This window comes from Kibdelosporangium aridum, assembly GCF_900176515.1.
Taxonomy (GTDB): domain Bacteria; phylum Actinomycetota; class Actinomycetes; order Mycobacteriales; family Pseudonocardiaceae; genus Kibdelosporangium; species Kibdelosporangium aridum.
In genome coordinates this window covers 39,404-55,252 of the sequence record NZ_FWXV01000013.1, presented here as the reverse complement: position 1 = coordinate 55,252, position 15,849 = coordinate 39,404, and the positions used below count along the sequence as shown (strand labels likewise).

Below are 15,849 nucleotides of genomic sequence, written 5' to 3'. Positions count from 1 at the left end.
CAAAACTGGTCAACAGCTGAATGTGTCTCCACGATGCGACGCCAGGTATGGTGTCGCTTATGTCCGCGACACCGCTCACCCGCGCACTGCGCGGACCGTCACCGACGCCCCGCACGGCGCCCATCGACGCGTTCCGCCTGGCGAAGCAGTGGTTTCTGGACGGACGACGAGTGGACATGCAGCAGCTGGCCGCCGAACTCGGCGTCAGCCGGGCGACCCTGTACCGCTGGTGCGGCAGCCGTGAGCTGCTGATCGGCGAGGTGATCTGGGCGATCAACGAACGTTCTCTGCAGGAGACACGGTCGAAGTCGCGCGGGTCCGGCCGCGTCCTGATCACCCGCGTGCTCGAGCGTTCGCTCGCCCAGATACGCAGTTTCGAGGCGCTGCAACAGTTCGTGGCCGAGGACGCGGAGTACGCACTGCGGATCATCACCTCGAAGCAGAGTGTCGTGCAGGCCCGGCTGATCGAGTGGACCGCGGAGTTCCTGCGCGAGGAGGTCGAGCTGCGGCCGGACATCGACCTCGCCGACCTGGCGTACGTGATCGTGCGGGTATGCGAGTCGTTCGTGTGGAGCGACATGATCACGGGCGCCCCACCGGAGACCGACAAGGCCGTGAAGATCGTGGATCTGCTCATCGCAGCCGCCGAGGTTCAGCGGTAGGTCAACAGGTCTCGGTGCTCGCCTTCGAAGTGCGCGTGGTCGTTGTAGGTGACCAGGCTCGTGCCTGACCGGCCGTGCACCAGCTTGGTGATGCCGCAGTTGACCGACACCCGGTTGACCGCGACGAAACCGGCCGCGTCCAAGCCCCACAGCTTGGCGCAGACCGCCGCGATCACCCCGCCGGACGTGAACACGACTCCGGTTTGCCCGCTTGGCAACGCTTTGAGCAGATCGTCCAGTGCCGAGCCGACGGTTTCGGTGAAGTCGACCAGCCCGTCCCAGTTCCGCAATGCCGCGTCCAGTGACTCCTGAAAACCGCGCGGGGTCACCGAATCGCCCTGGATCTCCCGGACGAGCCCGATGTGGTCGAACTCGTTCCAGCGTGGATCCTGCTGGAGCTCCGCGTCCAGCTCGGCCGCGAGCGCGGTGTCCCGCTGACGTTTCAGGGTTCCGCTGTACACCTGGCCGGCACGGACGCCGCGGCGCCGCAGCTCGGCTCCGACGTGCTTGCCCTGCCGGTGCCCGACGGGTGAGAGGACGTCGTAGTCGTCGGCGCCGAACGATGCTTGGCCGTGCCGGATGAGGTACACCAGTGGCATCCGCGGATGTTATCCGTTCCCAGTTGCCAGTAGTACTCCGTTCAGCCTAGTCACATTACGCCGGACGGACTCGGATTATGGTCGTTGTGAACCTGCCGACACGCCGATGGGTGCTGATACTCTCTTTCGCATCTACTCAGGGGTCGGAAAGCTTCGCACTAGTCGGTGTCACACATGTCGGGGAACTCTGCTCGGGGTCAAATCGAAAACACGCACGGGGACAATCAGTTCGCCGAAGCGCTCCGCTCGGCCATTCGGTCCAGCGGGCTGAGTCTCGACCGAATACAAGCGCGGTTACGAGCCCGTGGCACTCCGGTCAGCATTGCCGCACTGAGTTATTGGCAATCCGGTAAGCGCCAACCCGAGCGCAACGACTCACTCACCGCACTCGGCGAACTGGAAAATATCCTGAAGCTGCCGCCCGGTTCACTGCTCGCGCTTCTGCCGCCGCCCCGGCCGCGCGGCAAACAGGCGGCGGCCGTGCAGCCGGTGAGCGAGACAGTCCAGTTCGAACGCGGCATCCTGCTCGGCCTGCTGACCGCGCTCGGCTGCCCGGAAGCACTCGACCACGAGCAGCAACTCACCCTGGTCGGCCTGCATGACCGCTGCCAGCTCGGCGACGACGGCGGCCAGCAGTCGATCACCACAAGAGCGGTCTTCGAAGCCCGCACCGACGGCCAGGACCGCTGGCTGCTGATCTACAAATCGGACGATCCTGGCGCAGGCACCCCGGCACTGACGGCAATCCGCAACTGTCATCTCGGCCGCCAGCAGGTGGACGACGAGAATGGGCTGATGGTCGCCGAGCTGTTGTTCGACCAGCCGATTAGGCGCGGCGAGACCTACTTGATCGAGTACGAACTGCGGAATGCCGGACCGCCGTATCCGAAGTGCAACAGGACGCACTGGCGCGAGTTCCGCAGGCCGATTCGCGAGTATCTCCTCGAGATCCACTTCAATTCGTCCAGCGCGCCGGGGCGCTGCCAGCAGTTCGCCCGGCCAGCCGGACAGAAACATGCCCGGATGCGAAATCTGACGCTGGACGCATGCCAGAGCGTGCATGCCGTCGCGATAGATTTCGGACCCGGTCTATTTGGGATCGAATGGGAATAATCGTCCACATGTGACAAAAGGTGACACGGCCGTGTCACCGCATGTCGGCCAGCTGGTTGCGCAGGAGCTTGCCGGTCGGGTTACGCGGCAACGACTCCAGGAACCTGACCTCGCGGGGCACCTTGTACCGGGCCAAGTTCGCCCGGACGTGGTCCTTCACGCCCGCCTCGTCCAACTCGACGCCGTCCCTGCGGACCACGAACGCCCGCAGGCGCTGGCCGAACTCCGGGTCGGGCACACCGATCACCGCGGCCTCGACCACCCCGGGATGCTCGGCCAGCAGGTTCTCGACCTCGACCGGGAACACGTTCTCCCCGCCGGACACGATCATCTCGTCGTCCCTGCCGTCGATGAACAGCCGGCCCTCCGCGTCGAAGTGCCCGACGTCCCCGCTGGACAGCAGGCCGTCGATGACCTCCTTGTTGCGACCGTCGGTGTATCCGGCGAACGCCAGGTCACTGCCGACGAACACGCGCCCGATCATGTCGGGCTCGGTGATCCGGTTGCCGTGGTCGTCGTACAGCTGGACCCGGCAGCCACACGGGACCTTGCCGACGGTCCCGGGCGCGGCACGCCAATCCTCCGGGGTCGCGACCGTGGCGACCGCGACTTCCGTTGAGCCGTAAAGGTTGTAGATCACGTCACCGAAAACCTTGGTGGCCCGGTTGCCGAGCTCGGGCGACAACGCCGACCCCGCGGAGAAGATGATCCGCAGCGAGGACGTGTCGTACGAGTTCAGCACCTCGTCACCGAGGTCAAGGATGCGTTGCAGCATGGTCGGAACGAGCACCAACTCGGTGGCGTTGTTGTCCTGGACCATCTTCAGCGTCGCCTCGGCGTCGAACTTCCGGCGGACCACGACCGTGCAGCCCAGTGCGAACGCCAAGATGAACTGGGACAACGCGGTTCCGTGGAACAAGGGCGCGGCAAGTACCGTGCATTCGTTGGTACGCAAGGGAATCCGGTCGAGGAACTGGGCCGCCGACAGGCCCGACTTGACCTGCCGCGGCGCGCCCTTCGGCGTTCCGGTGGTGCCGCTGGTCAGCAGGACGAACCCGCCAGGCCGGGGCGGGTTGGGCACTGGGCGGTCGTCGGTGTTGACGATCAGGTCCTCGAGCGTCGTGCCGTCGGCGACCCCGTCCGTCCACGCCAGATAGCGCGGCACCGCCGAGTCGATGTCCAGCAGCTCGGTGAATTCCTCGTCGTACACCAGCGCCGAGACGTTCTCGCGCTCGATCACGTCGACGAACTGCGGCTTGGCGAAGCCGGTGTTCAACAGCAGCAACCGGGCCCCGAGCTTGCCCGCGGCCAGCATCGAGTCGATCAGGCCCCGGTGGTCCCGGCACAGCACGCCGATCACCGAGTCCTCGGTCATCCCGCGCTCGGCCCACGCCCGCGCCAACGCGTTGGACCGTCGCTCCAGCTGCTGGAACGTCAACGGCCCGAGCTCGTCGACCAGCCCGAGTTTGCGGGGGTCGCGCCGGGCGGACATGCGCACCGGCCCGGCGATCGCGCCGATCTGTTTGACATAACGCAGTGCCCGCACGCCTTCGTCGAGTCTCGGCAGCGGCACCAGCCCGGCTCGGTGCAGGATCCTGATGCTCTGCAGCGTCTCAGGTATGCGTGTCACGAGGGTCGGCACTGGCTCCTCCAAAGCTACTGGCGAGTTAAGTTCGACGGTAACTGTCGTACCCCCGGTGCACAATCACCACATGTTGGTCTTCGTGTCGCCCGGGCGTGCAGGCGCAGGCAGCGCGCGCGTCGTGGACGCCACGACCGCCGAGACCCTGGCCGACCACAGGCCGGCCGACCTCGCGGCCTGGATGGCGAACTTCGAGGTCAGCGAGCATCCGCGGTGGATCCTGCCCGCCGTGGACGAGCTGTACCCGCAGCTGTTGCAGAAGGACATCCGGCTGTCCCGCTGCTACGACCTCACCCTCGCCGAGGGCCTGCTCCTCGCGCATGAAGGCCGCCACGGCACGCATCGCAACCCGGGCGCGGCGTGGGCGCGGTTGCACGGCCGGGTCGAACCGGAGGACAAGCCGCCGCCCGCCAAGGACGCACAGCCCGCGCTGTTCGATGTCGACGAGCGGTTCTATCCCCTCGACCAGCTGGCCGAGGTGTACACCGACCAGCAGCGCCGGGTCCTGAACACCGCGCACCCCGACCGGATCAGGCTGCTGCTGGCGTCCGAGTCGGCCGGTGCGCTCGCGGCCGCCGAGATGAGCCACCACGGGCTGCCGTGGAGCGAGAAAGTCCACCTCGAGCTGCTGGAGTCGATGCTCGGCCCGCGTCCGCTGCCGGGCGCGAGACCGGCGAAGGTGGCCGAGCTCGCCGAGAAGATCATCGAGGCGTTCGGCGGCCGGTCGCTCAACCCGGACAGCCCGCCGAGCGTGGTGAAGGCCTTCGCCAGGGAAGGCATCGACATCCCGAACACCCGGGCGTGGGTGCTGAGGGAAATCGATCACCCCGCTGTCGAGCCGCTGCTGGAATACAAGGAACTGGCGCGGATGTGGAGCGCGCACGGCTGGAGCTGGCTTGAGTCGTGGGTGCACGACGGCCGCTTCAAACCCGAGTACGTCGTCGGCGGCGTGGTCTCCGGGCGGTGGGCCACGCGCGGCGGCGCCGCCTTGCAGCTGCCGAAGGCTTTGCGTAAGGCCGTTCGCGCTCTGCCCGGGTGGTCGCTGGTTGTGGCCGACGCGGCGCAGTTGGAGCCGCGTGTGCTCGCGGCCTTGTCCGAAGACCAGAAGCTGGCCGAGTTCTCCCGGGACGTGGACTTGTACGCGGGCCTGGCCAAGGACTCCTTCGAAGGCGACCGCAGCAAGGCCAAGATCGCCATGTTGTCGGCCATGTACGGCGGCACTTCGGGCGGCGCCGGTCCCCTGCTCGCCGTGCTGCGCAAACGCTTTCCTCAGGCGGTCGGGCACGTCGAGCAGGCCGCACAGGCCGGTGAACTCGGCCGGATGGTTCGCTCGCGGCTCGGCCGGACGTCACCGGTGCCGTCCGAGCGCTGGCGCACGCTGATGGAGCGCTCCGAGGGCACCGAGGAGGAAATGCGCAAGTCCCGCCAAGCGGCACGGGACTGGGGCCGGTTCACGCGCAACTTCGTGGTCCAGGCCAGCGCCGCCGACTGGGCGCTGGTCCTGCTCGTGGTGCTCAGACGCAGGCTGACCGCGCTGGCGCCCAAGGCCGAGATCGTGTTCTACCAGCACGACGAGTTCATGGTGCACTGTCCGGCCGAGACCGCCGAACTGGTCAGCACCGAGCTGCTGGCCTCGGCCAAGGAAGCCAGCAAGCTCGTCTTCGGTGACACCCCGGTGCAGTTCCCCCTGGAGGTCGCCACCGTGGACAGTTACGCGGATGCCAAGTAGGGCAGGACATCCGCGACGCTCGGCAGCAGATGCGTGTGCCGGACCGCACCCAGCGTCGTGGCGTTCTGGCCGCCGGTGAGCACACCGACCACCATCCGTGCGCCCGCGTTCGTCCCCGCTTCCAGGTCACGAGTCGTGTCACCGGCGACGAGGACGCGGGATACGTCCACGACACCGGTCGCCTCCATCGCCCGGAAGATCATGTACGGCGCCGGGCGCCCTGTAGGCACGTCGTCGGTGCACACGACGGCGTCCACTTTGTCTTCCCAGCGCAGCGTGCTCAGGATGGACGTCGTGACGTCCCGGTCGAAGCCCGTCGTCAAGGCGACCTTCACACCGTTGACCCGCAAGCGATCGATGGTCTCGGGGACGCCGTGCAACGCGACCGGCGGCTTGAGCTCGTACGCCTCGGCGAGCCTGCGCCGGAAGTCTTCGAAGGTGTCCTGGACGATCCGGCCGGACTTGCCCAGTAAAGCCGCGATCGCTTCCTTCTTGTCCGCACCCATCCACGGCTCGACGTCGTCCTCGGACACCCCGGTGGCGTCGGCAAGTGCTTGGTAGACCGCGCCGTGCTCGTCCACAGTGGTGCCGGCGATGTCCAGTACAGCCAGTTCGATCATGATGCCCTCTCGGCTATCCGGGACAGCGCGGGGTGTGCCCGTTGGGAGTTCTCGATGGAGAAGCTGACGATGTCCGGACGGTACCGGTCGTCGGAGTATTCGAAGGGCTCGCCGGTCAGGCTGGTGGCCGTGCGGCGTTCCCGCAGCAAGGGCGAACCCACTGGCACGTCAAGCAGTTCGTGGTCGGTCTGGTCGGCGGCGACCGCGTCGATCAGGTGGCTGCCGTGCGTGGTGTCCACGCCTTGGCTCTCCAGGTGCGCGTAGATCGACCCGGAGTCGCAGTCGAAGTCGAACAGCAAGCGCCCCACCGGTTCGACAAAGGTCGTGCGTTCGATCATGGTCGGCTGCGAGTCGATCAGGCGCAGCCGCAACAGTTGCACGACCGGTGTGCCCTCGGCCAGGTGCAAGGCCGCGGCGATCTCCGGACTGGACGGCCGGCGTGCGATCTCCAATGTCCGCTGCCCTGGCGTACGGCCAAGTCCGGTGACCCACCGGGAAAACGACATGAAGGTCTCGAACGGCTGGCTCATCGACTGCCGCAACACCACTGGTGGTTTGCCACGGCCACCGCCGATGATCCCTTCCGCGCGCAACGTGCCCAGCGCCTGCCGGACCGGGCCGCGCGACGCGTCCCACTGCGCGCACAACTGCGACTCTGAGGGCACGGCGGCGCCGACGGGCAGTTCGCCGGAGAGCACCCGGCGGCGTATGTCGGCGGCGATGCGTTCGTGCAACGACTCGTCCACGAACTTGACTGTACAGGCTCTTGCGACGAAAAGCCCTTACGTGAACTGGAAATGAACAGTTTCGAGCTGCGTTGACTTTCCAACCGGAAGTTTCGGACGCTCTTGTAATGACAAGTCTGGACACGGCCGATGTGGTGATCGTCGGGGCGGGCATCGTCGGGCTGGCGCATGCCGTCGAGGCGGTCGAGCGGGGGATGTCGGTCGTCGTACTGGAACGGGACGAGTGGGCGACCGGAGCGTCGGTCCGCAACTTCGGGCACGGTTGTTTCACCGCCCAGGACGGCGTCGCGTACCAGTACGCCCAGACAGCCAGGGAAACGTGGCTGAAGCTGGCCAAACTCGCTGGCCTGTGGGTCAACGACGGCGGCAGCGTGGTCGTCGCCCGTGCCGAGGACGAACTGCAAGTGCTGGAAGAATTCACCGAGATCCGTACGGCGGTTGCTTTGACCGCGGCCGAGGTCAAGGACCGCGTGTCGACCGGGCCAGACGTCGTCGGTGGCGCCTGGCTCCCTTTGGACATCCGGGTCGACCAACGGACCAGCGTCGGCCTGATCGCCCGGTGGCTGGCTCGCAGCGGTGTGCGATTCCATTGGCGCACAACGGCTCACCTGATCGAACCCGGCGAGGTCGTGACGAGCCGGGGACGCGTCCGGGCACCACGGATCGTCGTCGCGGTCGGCCACAACGTGGACCGGTACTTCCCGGACCTGGCCGATGAGTTCGAGGTCCGCCGATGTGCTCTGCGGATGCTCCGCGTCGACAATCCGCAGGGGCAGGAGATCCACCCTGCCGTTCTGAGTGGACACTCGTTACTGCGTTACGAAGGCTTCGCTTTGTGTCCCACCTTGCCCGAAGTCCGGGCGAGGATCTCACGGGACAACGCTGGCCTAGTCCACATCGGACTCAACTTGATGTACACCCAACGACCGGACGGATCGCTGACCATCGGCGACACCCACACCTACCACAAGACTCTCGACCCGTTCGAGGACAACGAGCTCGACCGGACAGTGCTGTCCGAGACAGCGCGTTTCCTCGGCGTGCCAAATCTTACCGTTCGCGAACACTGGCGCGGCGTCTACGCGTCCGCGCCGCAGCCGTACCTCGTGGCCAGTCCGGCCGACGGGGTCCGGGTCGCCGCCGTGACCTCCGGGATCGGCATGACCACCGCGTTCGGGCTCGCCCCGGACGTTCTCGACACGTTGTGAAACAGGGAGCTGGAACCCCATGCGCGCACTGCTCGGTGTGATCGCGTTGCTGTGCCTGACTGTGACCGCCTGCGGCAGCTCGCCCGCCGCGGGCGGGACGTGCCCGGACGGCCGGATCCGGTTCGGCGTCGAGCCGTACGAGGACCCCGCCAAACTCAAGCCCGCCTACGAAGTACTCGCCAAAGCCTTGCAGAGCAAGCTGAACTGCCCGGTCGAACTGCAGGTCGTCGACGACTACTCGGCCGAAGTGCTCGCGATGCGCAACGGCAAGCTGGAGATCGCCCAGTTCGGCCCGCTCGGCTTCGTGTTCGCCAGCACCAAGGCCAACGCCCAAGCGCTCGCTTCATTCGCCGACGCCACCGGCAAGCTGACCACGTACACCGCCGGAATCTGGGTCCCGGCCACCTCCCCGGTGAAGTCCATCAACGACCTGTCCGGCAAGACGGTGGCACTGTCCAGTCCGGGATCGACGTCCGGCGACGCCTTGCCCCGCTTTGCTTTCAAGGACGTCAAAGACGTCAAGGTGGACTACGCGGGCGGCCATCCCGAGGCCATGCTGGCCTTGGCCAACGGCAAAGTGGACGCCGCGGAGATCAACAGCCAGCAGGCCGCGAGCGCGAAGGCCGCGGGTGCGTTCGACCCGTCGAAGTTCCGGCAGATCTGGACATCGGCGCCGATCCCCAACGACCCGATCACCGTCCGCGGCGACCTGGACCCGGCGTTGACCGACAAGATCCGCAAGGCACTGCTGGAACTGGGACCGTCCGATGTGGCCCAAGTCGGTGCCTTCCTCGACGTCACACCGCCGGGACCGCTGGTGGCCGTGACGAAGGAGACCTACCAGCCACTGTTCGACCTGGCCGCGGCACTGGGCCTGACCGAGAACGACGTATGAGCATCGAAATCCGGGGACTGCGGAAGTCCTTCACCGGCAAACAGGTGCTCACCGGTGTCGATCTGACCGTCGCGCCCGGCGAGTTCGTCGCGGTGCTGGGCGCGAACGGATCAGGGAAGTCGACCGTGCTGCGATGTGCGGTCGGCCTCCAACAACCGGACTCCGGCACAGTCGAGGTCAACGGCGGCGCGGCCATGGTGTTCCAGCAGATCCACCTCGTCAGCCGCCGGACCGTGCTGGACAACGTGTGTTCCGGCGCGCTCGGCCGGTTAAAGCTGAGGCAGTCGGTCTTCTTCCCGCGCCCGGTCCGGGAAGAAGCCATGGAGTGCCTGGCGCGCGTCGGGTTGGCCGATCGTGCTTCAGAACGCGCCGGGAAGTTGTCGGGTGGTCAGCAGCAACGGGTCGCGATAGCGAGGGCATTGTGCCAACGCGCCAAGGTGATCCTGGCCGACGAGCCGGTGTCTGCTTTGGACCCTAGTGCGGCTGAGCAGGTGGTGTCGTTGCTGGCGTCCCTGGCGGATGAAGGCCTCGCGGTGCTCGCCGTGTTGCATCAGCCCGAACTGGCGAAACGGTTCGCCCACAGGATCGTCGGTATGTCCAACGGCAAAGTCGCGTTCACCAGCACCGCGACAACAGTCGACCCGAACGCGGTCAATTCTCTGTACGAGGTTGTCCGATGATCAGTCCACCGGCCCGCAAGGCTCCTTCTCCCCTTGCTTTCATCGTCATCGCGGTCCTGATCGGCATCCACGTCCTCGCGTGGCAGGGCACCGGGTTCTCGCCTGGCGCGCTTGTCGAGGGCTGGCGGGGCATGGCGGACTTCCTCGACCAGTCCTTCCCACCCGATCCCGGTGTCCTCGGCGAAAGCCTCGAAGCCGCCGTCATCACCCTCTACATCGGACTCCTCGGAACCACGTTCTCCATTCCCTTCGCCCTCATCCTCGGCGTCCTGGCAGCACGCGTGACAACGCCGAACGCATGGACGTACCAGATCTCCCGCTCCATCCTGTCCGTTCTGCGGTCCATTCCGGACGTCGTGTTCGCGTTGATCTTCGTGACGGCGGTCGGGCTCGGGCCGTTCGCCGGTGTGCTCGCGTTGGTGTTCCACAACACCGGGGTGATGGGCAAGCTCTGGGCCGAGGCGATGGAGGAAACCGATCCTGGACCAAGGGAAGCGTTGCGTGTCGCCGGGGCGTCCGGGGCTCAGATCGCCGCGAACGCGGTACTGCCCGCCGTCCTTCCGCAAATGGTCGGGCTGCTGCTGTACCGGTTGGACGTGAACGTGCGCTCCTCGCTTGTCCTCGGGCTGGTCGGCGCGGGCGGGATCGGGTTTTTGATCAACCAGTCCATCAAGCTGTTCCGGTTCGACCAGATGGTGACGCACATCATCGTGGTCGTCCTGGTTGTGGTGATCGTCGATCAGCTCTCGGCGTACGTTCGGCGGCGCCTAGCGTGAACTGCCCAGGCACACGAACGGCCGCCGGAACGGGTCGACGGCGATCGCGTCGGCCAGTGCCACCGCAGGACTCGCGCCCGCGGCCAGGCGGCGGTGGTAGTCGTCCATCGCCGCCGCCGAGGCGTGGTCACCCACTTTGCTCAGCGGCGCGATGACCGTCTGTGACCCGCTTGCCAGCAACGCACTGGCGAACCCCAGAGGCTCGTCGCCGGGCCGGATCCGGTTCAACGCCAGCTCGCACGCGGCGAGGACGACGTGTTGCGGCGGTCGTTCCAACTCGGCGATCTCGTGAGCGAACAACGCCCCGTCGGCGAGTTCGAGCTTGGAGAACAACGCGTTCTCCGGTTCGTGTGCGCCGTGCGCCGCGATGTGCGCGAGGCGTGCACCGTCGAGTGCCTTGAGCACAGCGGAAACCTGGGCTGCTTCACCGGAGATCAGTTGTGCCGTCTGGTGGTGCGTGGCCAGCTTGTCGATCTCACCGACGGCAGCAGGCAACCCGAGCGTTCGCACCAATACCGTGTGCCCGTTTTGCCGCGTCGACGCGCGTTCGGCCGCCAACCACGCCGTTGCCGACGGTGCGACGACGGTCGGCCGCCCGTGCAACGACGGCAAAACACCCCACGGAACACCGTAAAGCGCGCCAGTTGGCACCATCACGAGGTCGCGGTCGTCGATCAGCTGCCCCAAAGGACGCGCGATCTGGCTGTCTATCTGCTCGGCCTGTTTGCGCGCCGAGACCGACACCACCTGCACCATGGGGGCGGGCAAATGATCCGGCGCCAACGCGTTGAGATCCACGTTGAGCATCCGCGCGTGTTTTCCGGCCAGCGTCGCCGACCCGAGATGCACCATGCGGACGTCACCGTCGACCAGCACCACGGCCACCAGTGAATCCTCGGAGGCGACAAAGCTGACCAGGGCGCGGTCCTTGAGCCGCTCGGCTACCTCGGTCAAGTCGGCGACCGGCCGGGACTTGCCCCACCGGCCGGAATGCCAGCCGAGCCGGTGCGCTTCGCGCAGCCGCTCGTTGCGCCGCGCCTTCAACGCCGCGGTGGGGTGACCGTCGTGCTGGGCCTGGTGAATCGACTGGGTCAGGTTCCGGACTTCGGCGATCCGCTCGATCAGTTCCGGGTCGCCGCCTGCCACCGGCTCGTACCTGTATGTCTGGGCACGGGTCCGCTCGAGCCACTCGAAGATCCGCTTCGGGTTCCCACCCGCCAACGCCAGCCGTACGGCCAGATCCCCCAGCTCCTGGCCGTGCGCCGCGGTGCCGGACACCAGCTCGAGCCCGCCCATCCGGTCACGGACTTTTTCCAGTTCCTGCTGGGCGACCTTGATCTCGTCGAGTGCCTTGGCCTGCGCACCCTGCGCGGCGGCGAGTTCGGCCCGGCACAAGCGGCGCAGCATGCGCTGGTCGATCGGAGTGAGCTGGCTCGGCCGGGGAATCCGCTGCACCAAGTCGGCCGCGCGCTTGAGTTTGCCGCGGCGGATCTCCAGCCGTGCGGCCAGCATTCGCGCCACGGCCGCCTGATCAGCCAATCGAGGCGCGGGCATGGTGCGCGCGATACGCAACGCACGCTCGGGCAACGCAGCTGGAACGTCACCAGATCGCAGCACATCCTGAACGTCGGCGCGCAGGCCGACGAGCGCGGCGTTCGCGACGCAGGTCTCGCAGCCGAATCGGCGCATTCGCCGTCGTGCCAGGCCTGCCAGCTCCCGCGCCATGTCCAGCTCGTCGTTCATCAGCGCCGCGGTAGCCCGGTACAACTCGACATCTGCCAGATCCCGCGAGCCGCTCTGCTGTTCACGCATCACAGGCAGCACCTCGTCAAGGTGCTTTCCCGCCTCGACTGCCAACCCCGCAGTCAGCAACGCCTGGGCTTGGTGCAGCCGAAGCAGCGCGGGCACGGTGGTGCCCAAGGCGCGGTAGATCCGTTCACTTTCCTGATAAGCGCGCAACGCGGCGGGCACATCCCCGGTCCGCAGCTCCAACGTTCCCAGCGGCCGACGGATGTCCGCGGCCGGTGTGGGCAGGTCATGGTGCTCGGCGAGCTCGACGGCCCTGGTCAGGTCCTCCCGCGCCCGTCGCACATCACCGAGGCGGGTATATGCCAATCCCCTTGTCGACAAGGTGTTGAGAAAAACCTCGACCAGCGAGCGTGGATCGTCCGCGCGGGCGATGCAGCCCTCCAGGTATCGGATGGACGCGTCGAAGTAGGCGATGCTCTCCTGGTTGCGCCCGGCCCCCATGAGCAGCAGGCCGTAGTTGTGGTCGAGCGGGTCGAGCAGCTCCTCGCGCATCGCCCGGTCGTCGATGGTCTGGATCATCAGCCGGACGTCGTCCAGCCGGGCCAGTCCCTCGGCGGCGCCACCCAGTTCGGACTCCACGAACGCCAGTGAGCAGGCCAGCCGGATCCGGATGCGCAACCACTCGACGTAGTGCTCCGCCGCGACGGGGTGGATCGAGTCCAGCAACGTCATCCCGCGCCGTAACATGCGTGAACCTTCGTGCTGGCGCGAGGAACACGCGGCGTCCAGGCCGGCTCGGTGCAGCTCACTCGCTTTGCGAAGGATCTCGGACGGACCGGACTTCGTCACAGGCACCCCTCTATGACAACACAGCCCGTAGTCGAATGGGGCCCGCCTACTGGGAGAAAACCCATTAGGCGGGCCATCACGCTAGGTATACGACCTTACCGGGGGCAGCCGCCTGAGCACTGGATACCCGGGTGGGTGGTGCCGTCCGGGTGCTGGTGGGTGTAGGTCGGGCAGTCAGGCTCGTCCGTCTGCGGTGCCGGCTCGGTCATGGGCTCCGCGGGCGCGGTGGCGGTAGCGGTGCCGACAGCCTCGTCGTCGCCCGGGTAATCGATTTCTTTGGCGGTGCTGGTCATGCTGATCTTCCTCCCCTAATTGATCTGCCTTTAGGCCAGACGTGGACTCGGCGTCACGCGGTGTCGCTTCTTCGTCCACTGTTCGTCGGCCCCTCACGCCGCGAACGGCCCAATACTGACACAACGGAGCAATGATCGGTGAGAGTATTTTTACTCGGTGTAGCTCGATCCGGTTACAGATGTTCCGACGGACCAGCGAACGCACTGGTTCCCATGCGCACCAAAAAGGGACCATCCAATTGGACGGTCCCTTGTCGGCCGGGGGCGGCTAGTCGATCTTCGGCGCGGTCTTGTTGATCACCAAGGCGACTGTCCACTCGACATGCCCACGGGTGCGGCGTAGGCCGAGCCGATCCATGCTTCGTCCACACGCAACCGCTTGTAGCGGGTGCTGTCGCTGGACGCCGCGTGGGTGTTGCGGATTTCCACCCGGACATGCCGGGCCGTCGTCGCCGGAATGTCGATGAACTGAACACCGCGATGGCTTGGCAGAGCGCCGGTTTTGACCGGGGAACCCCAGTTCGTCCCGTCATTGCTGACAAAAACCCGATAGTCCCGGATGCGTGCCGACTGTTCGGTTGCCGACCGGGCGTAGCTGACCGAATCCTCGCGCTGGTTGATGCCGACGTATTGGACGCGCTTGGCGCTGCCCAGATCGAAGTTCAACGACACCGGAGTTGTCTTGTTGCTGTCCCAATAGGTCAGGTAGTTGCCGTCGCCCGCGGCCGAAGCGGCACGCCCACTGGCCGAAGCCGTAGCGCTGAGCACCACACCGCTATGGATTCCCTCTCGGCCTGTGGTCTCCACTTTGAACACGGTGTCGTACTGGTCCCAGTTGGACACACCGGTGAGTGTCACCGTGCCGCCGCTCTGGGAGAACGACACCGCCGCACCGGTCCGCAAGTTGGTCACCCGGCTGACCTTGTAGCCGTTGTCCCGCACGCGAAGCGTGCTGCCGGATGGCCGGGTCAGGACGTGGATGTAGTGCAGGTTCGGGTTGTTCTTCTTGACCGTGGTCACGCCATGCGCGCCGTCGTTCCAGAAACCGGGCTTGAGGCCGCCGTACATGTAGCCGCCGCCTTCGGTGCCGTCGATGGACTCCCAGATCTGGTTGAGGTAACCGTTCAGGAAGTTGTTGTACGCCTCCTGGTTCGACGGGAACCGGCCGTTCACCATCGCGGTCTCGGCCATGTTGGACTTCACCGAGGAGCCGGAGTTGGTGATGTAGCGGCCGATGTTGAGCCGGTAGTCCACTTGCGAGTTCGAGCCGCTGTACCACCACGCGCCCGAGCTGGGCAGTTTGTAACAGGCCTCGATCAGCCGGGGCGCGGCGGTGTAGACCGCCTGCGGGTAGTCGTAGGCCGGGGACATGCCGGTCTTCTGCTCGTTGGAGATCGTGTCCATGATCGGCGTGTCTTCGTTGTTGTTGCTGAGCATCAGGTCCGGCCGGTCGCGCCGGATCCGTTCGTACAGGCCGTTGCGCTCCCAGTAGGCGTTGTCGTTGTCGATCCAGAAGCCGGCCATCGCCGGGTACTCGCTTTGCGGGTAGCGCTGTGTCACCTCCACGATCCGGTCGTAGCTGAACTCGCCGAAGCCGTCCCGGGTGGTGATGTTGACGTTCCGCCCTTTGTATGCGGAATACGCGCTGGAGTTCAGCCAGCTGCCGGACGACAGGCCCTCCTGGTGCCACTGCGGGTCATCGGTCATGTACACCAGCACTTTCACGCCCTGTGCGCCGGCGGCCTTGATCAGCTCGCCGAGGAAGTCACGCTTGGTCGAGCAACTGCCCGGAACTTTCGACGGCCACGCCGTCGCGTACCCGAGCCTGCTGTGGAAGGAAGCGAACACGAGATATTGGGCGTGCACCTTCTTCGCCTCGTTCACCCAGTACTGCGGGCTCCACCCGCCGTTGGTGACGGCCGACTCCCATGCGCTGCAGCTGGTGTAGCCGGGCGACGTGCGCATCCCCCAGTGCAGGAACAGCCCGGCCTGCGAGTCCCGGAGCCATTGCTGGCGTGGATGTTGCAGCTCCGCTGACGCCGCCGGCGCACTCACCAAACCGGCCAGCACGATGATCGCCGCCAAGATCCCTTTGCGCGACACGGCTTCCTCCCATGTGGGTATGGTCAAGCCCGGGCGCGGCGGCATCCCGGGATTGGTCTACTCCACTGGAGCCCGCCCAGTCAAGACTCCCCTCCGACCTCTATTCCCGCTCACAGGAACAAACGCCCCTTTATGGGTTCAGAAGACCCAAAACGTCGGAGCTCTCTTCTTGACGAGGGATCGGT

At 66.3% G+C, this 15,849-nt stretch carries 14 protein-coding genes; 7 read left to right on the top strand and 7 right to left on the bottom strand.

The annotated features are described in order from the left end of the window. The first annotated feature begins 59 nt into the window (after positions 1 to 59). Complete coding sequence (locus B9C43_RS47440) at positions 60 to 662, top strand: QsdR family transcriptional regulator (RefSeq protein WP_084433907.1); 603 nt, start codon at positions 60 to 62, stop codon at positions 660 to 662. On the opposite strand, the gene B9C43_RS47435 is transcribed toward B9C43_RS47440, so the two are convergent. Next, positions 653 to 1,261: a histidine phosphatase family protein gene (locus B9C43_RS47435; RefSeq protein WP_084433906.1), complete on the bottom strand. Its 609-nt coding sequence runs from the start codon at positions 1,259 to 1,261 to the stop codon at positions 653 to 655. The two genes, B9C43_RS47440 and B9C43_RS47435, sit on opposite strands and share 10 nt — an antisense overlap. 174 nt (positions 1,262 to 1,435) lie before the next feature. On the opposite strand from B9C43_RS47435, the gene B9C43_RS47430 reads away from it, so the two are divergent. Beyond that, entirely contained in the window at positions 1,436 to 2,374 is a 939-nt protein-coding gene (locus B9C43_RS47430; protein WP_084433905.1) for a hypothetical protein, read from the top strand. Between the two features lie 34 nt (positions 2,375 to 2,408). Here the strand turns inward: B9C43_RS47430 and B9C43_RS47425 are convergent, their stop codons facing one another. Next, entirely contained in the window at positions 2,409 to 4,016 is a 1,608-nt protein-coding gene (locus B9C43_RS47425) for an acyl-CoA synthetase (RefSeq protein ID WP_084433904.1), read from the bottom strand. A 70-nt stretch (positions 4,017 to 4,086) separates the two neighbouring features. On the opposite strand from B9C43_RS47425, the gene B9C43_RS47420 reads away from it, so the two are divergent. Then, positions 4,087 to 5,745: a bifunctional 3'-5' exonuclease/DNA polymerase gene (locus B9C43_RS47420; protein WP_084433903.1), complete on the top strand. Its 1,659-nt coding sequence runs from the start codon at positions 4,087 to 4,089 to the stop codon at positions 5,743 to 5,745. Here B9C43_RS47420 and B9C43_RS47415 read toward each other — a convergent pair. Both B9C43_RS47415 and B9C43_RS47410 read right to left on the bottom strand, forming a co-directional pair. Continuing rightward, entirely contained in the window at positions 5,727 to 6,365 is a 639-nt protein-coding gene (locus tag B9C43_RS47415) for a phosphonatase-like hydrolase (protein ID WP_084433902.1), read from the bottom strand. The two genes, B9C43_RS47420 and B9C43_RS47415, sit on opposite strands and share 19 nt — an antisense overlap. Beyond that, a complete protein-coding gene (locus B9C43_RS47410) occupies positions 6,362 to 7,111 on the bottom strand; it encodes a GntR family transcriptional regulator (protein ID WP_033392627.1) in 750 nt (249 codons plus the stop codon). The genes B9C43_RS47415 and B9C43_RS47410 overlap by 4 nt, the downstream gene beginning before the upstream one ends. Before the next feature lie 107 nt (positions 7,112 to 7,218). On the opposite strand from B9C43_RS47410, the gene B9C43_RS47405 reads away from it, so the two are divergent. The 4 genes from B9C43_RS47405 to phnE are packed head-to-tail and all read left to right on the top strand — an operon-like array spanning position 7,219 to position 10,670. Continuing rightward, a complete protein-coding gene (locus B9C43_RS47405; protein WP_084433901.1) occupies positions 7,219 to 8,319 on the top strand; it encodes a TIGR03364 family FAD-dependent oxidoreductase in 1,101 nt (366 codons plus the stop codon). 19 nt (positions 8,320 to 8,338) lie between these two features. Continuing rightward, entirely contained in the window at positions 8,339 to 9,214 is an 876-nt protein-coding gene (locus B9C43_RS47400; protein ID WP_084433900.1) for a phosphate/phosphite/phosphonate ABC transporter substrate-binding protein, read from the top strand. Further along, complete coding sequence (locus tag B9C43_RS47395; RefSeq protein ID WP_084433899.1) at positions 9,211 to 9,894, top strand: phosphonate ABC transporter ATP-binding protein; 684 nt, start codon at positions 9,211 to 9,213, stop codon at positions 9,892 to 9,894. The genes B9C43_RS47400 and B9C43_RS47395 overlap by 4 nt, the downstream gene beginning before the upstream one ends. After that, entirely contained in the window at positions 9,891 to 10,670 is a 780-nt protein-coding gene (phnE, locus tag B9C43_RS47390; protein WP_084433898.1) for a phosphonate ABC transporter, permease protein PhnE, read from the top strand. The genes B9C43_RS47395 and phnE overlap by 4 nt, the downstream gene beginning before the upstream one ends. Here the strand turns inward: phnE and B9C43_RS47385 are convergent. From B9C43_RS47385 to B9C43_RS47375, 3 genes are all read right to left on the bottom strand, one after another. Beyond that, entirely contained in the window at positions 10,662 to 13,166 is a 2,505-nt protein-coding gene (locus tag B9C43_RS47385; RefSeq protein WP_143447101.1) for a CHAT domain-containing protein, read from the bottom strand. The genes phnE and B9C43_RS47385 overlap by 9 nt on opposite strands. Positions 13,167 to 13,363: 197 nt before the next feature. Beyond that, positions 13,364 to 13,561: a hypothetical protein gene (locus B9C43_RS47380; protein WP_033392619.1), complete on the bottom strand. Its 198-nt coding sequence runs from the start codon at positions 13,559 to 13,561 to the stop codon at positions 13,364 to 13,366. A 297-nt stretch (positions 13,562 to 13,858) separates the two neighbouring features. Then, positions 13,859 to 15,664: a discoidin domain-containing protein gene (locus B9C43_RS47375; RefSeq protein WP_235039261.1), complete on the bottom strand. Its 1,806-nt coding sequence runs from the start codon at positions 15,662 to 15,664 to the stop codon at positions 13,859 to 13,861. Between the last annotated feature and the right edge of the window lie 185 nt (positions 15,665 to 15,849).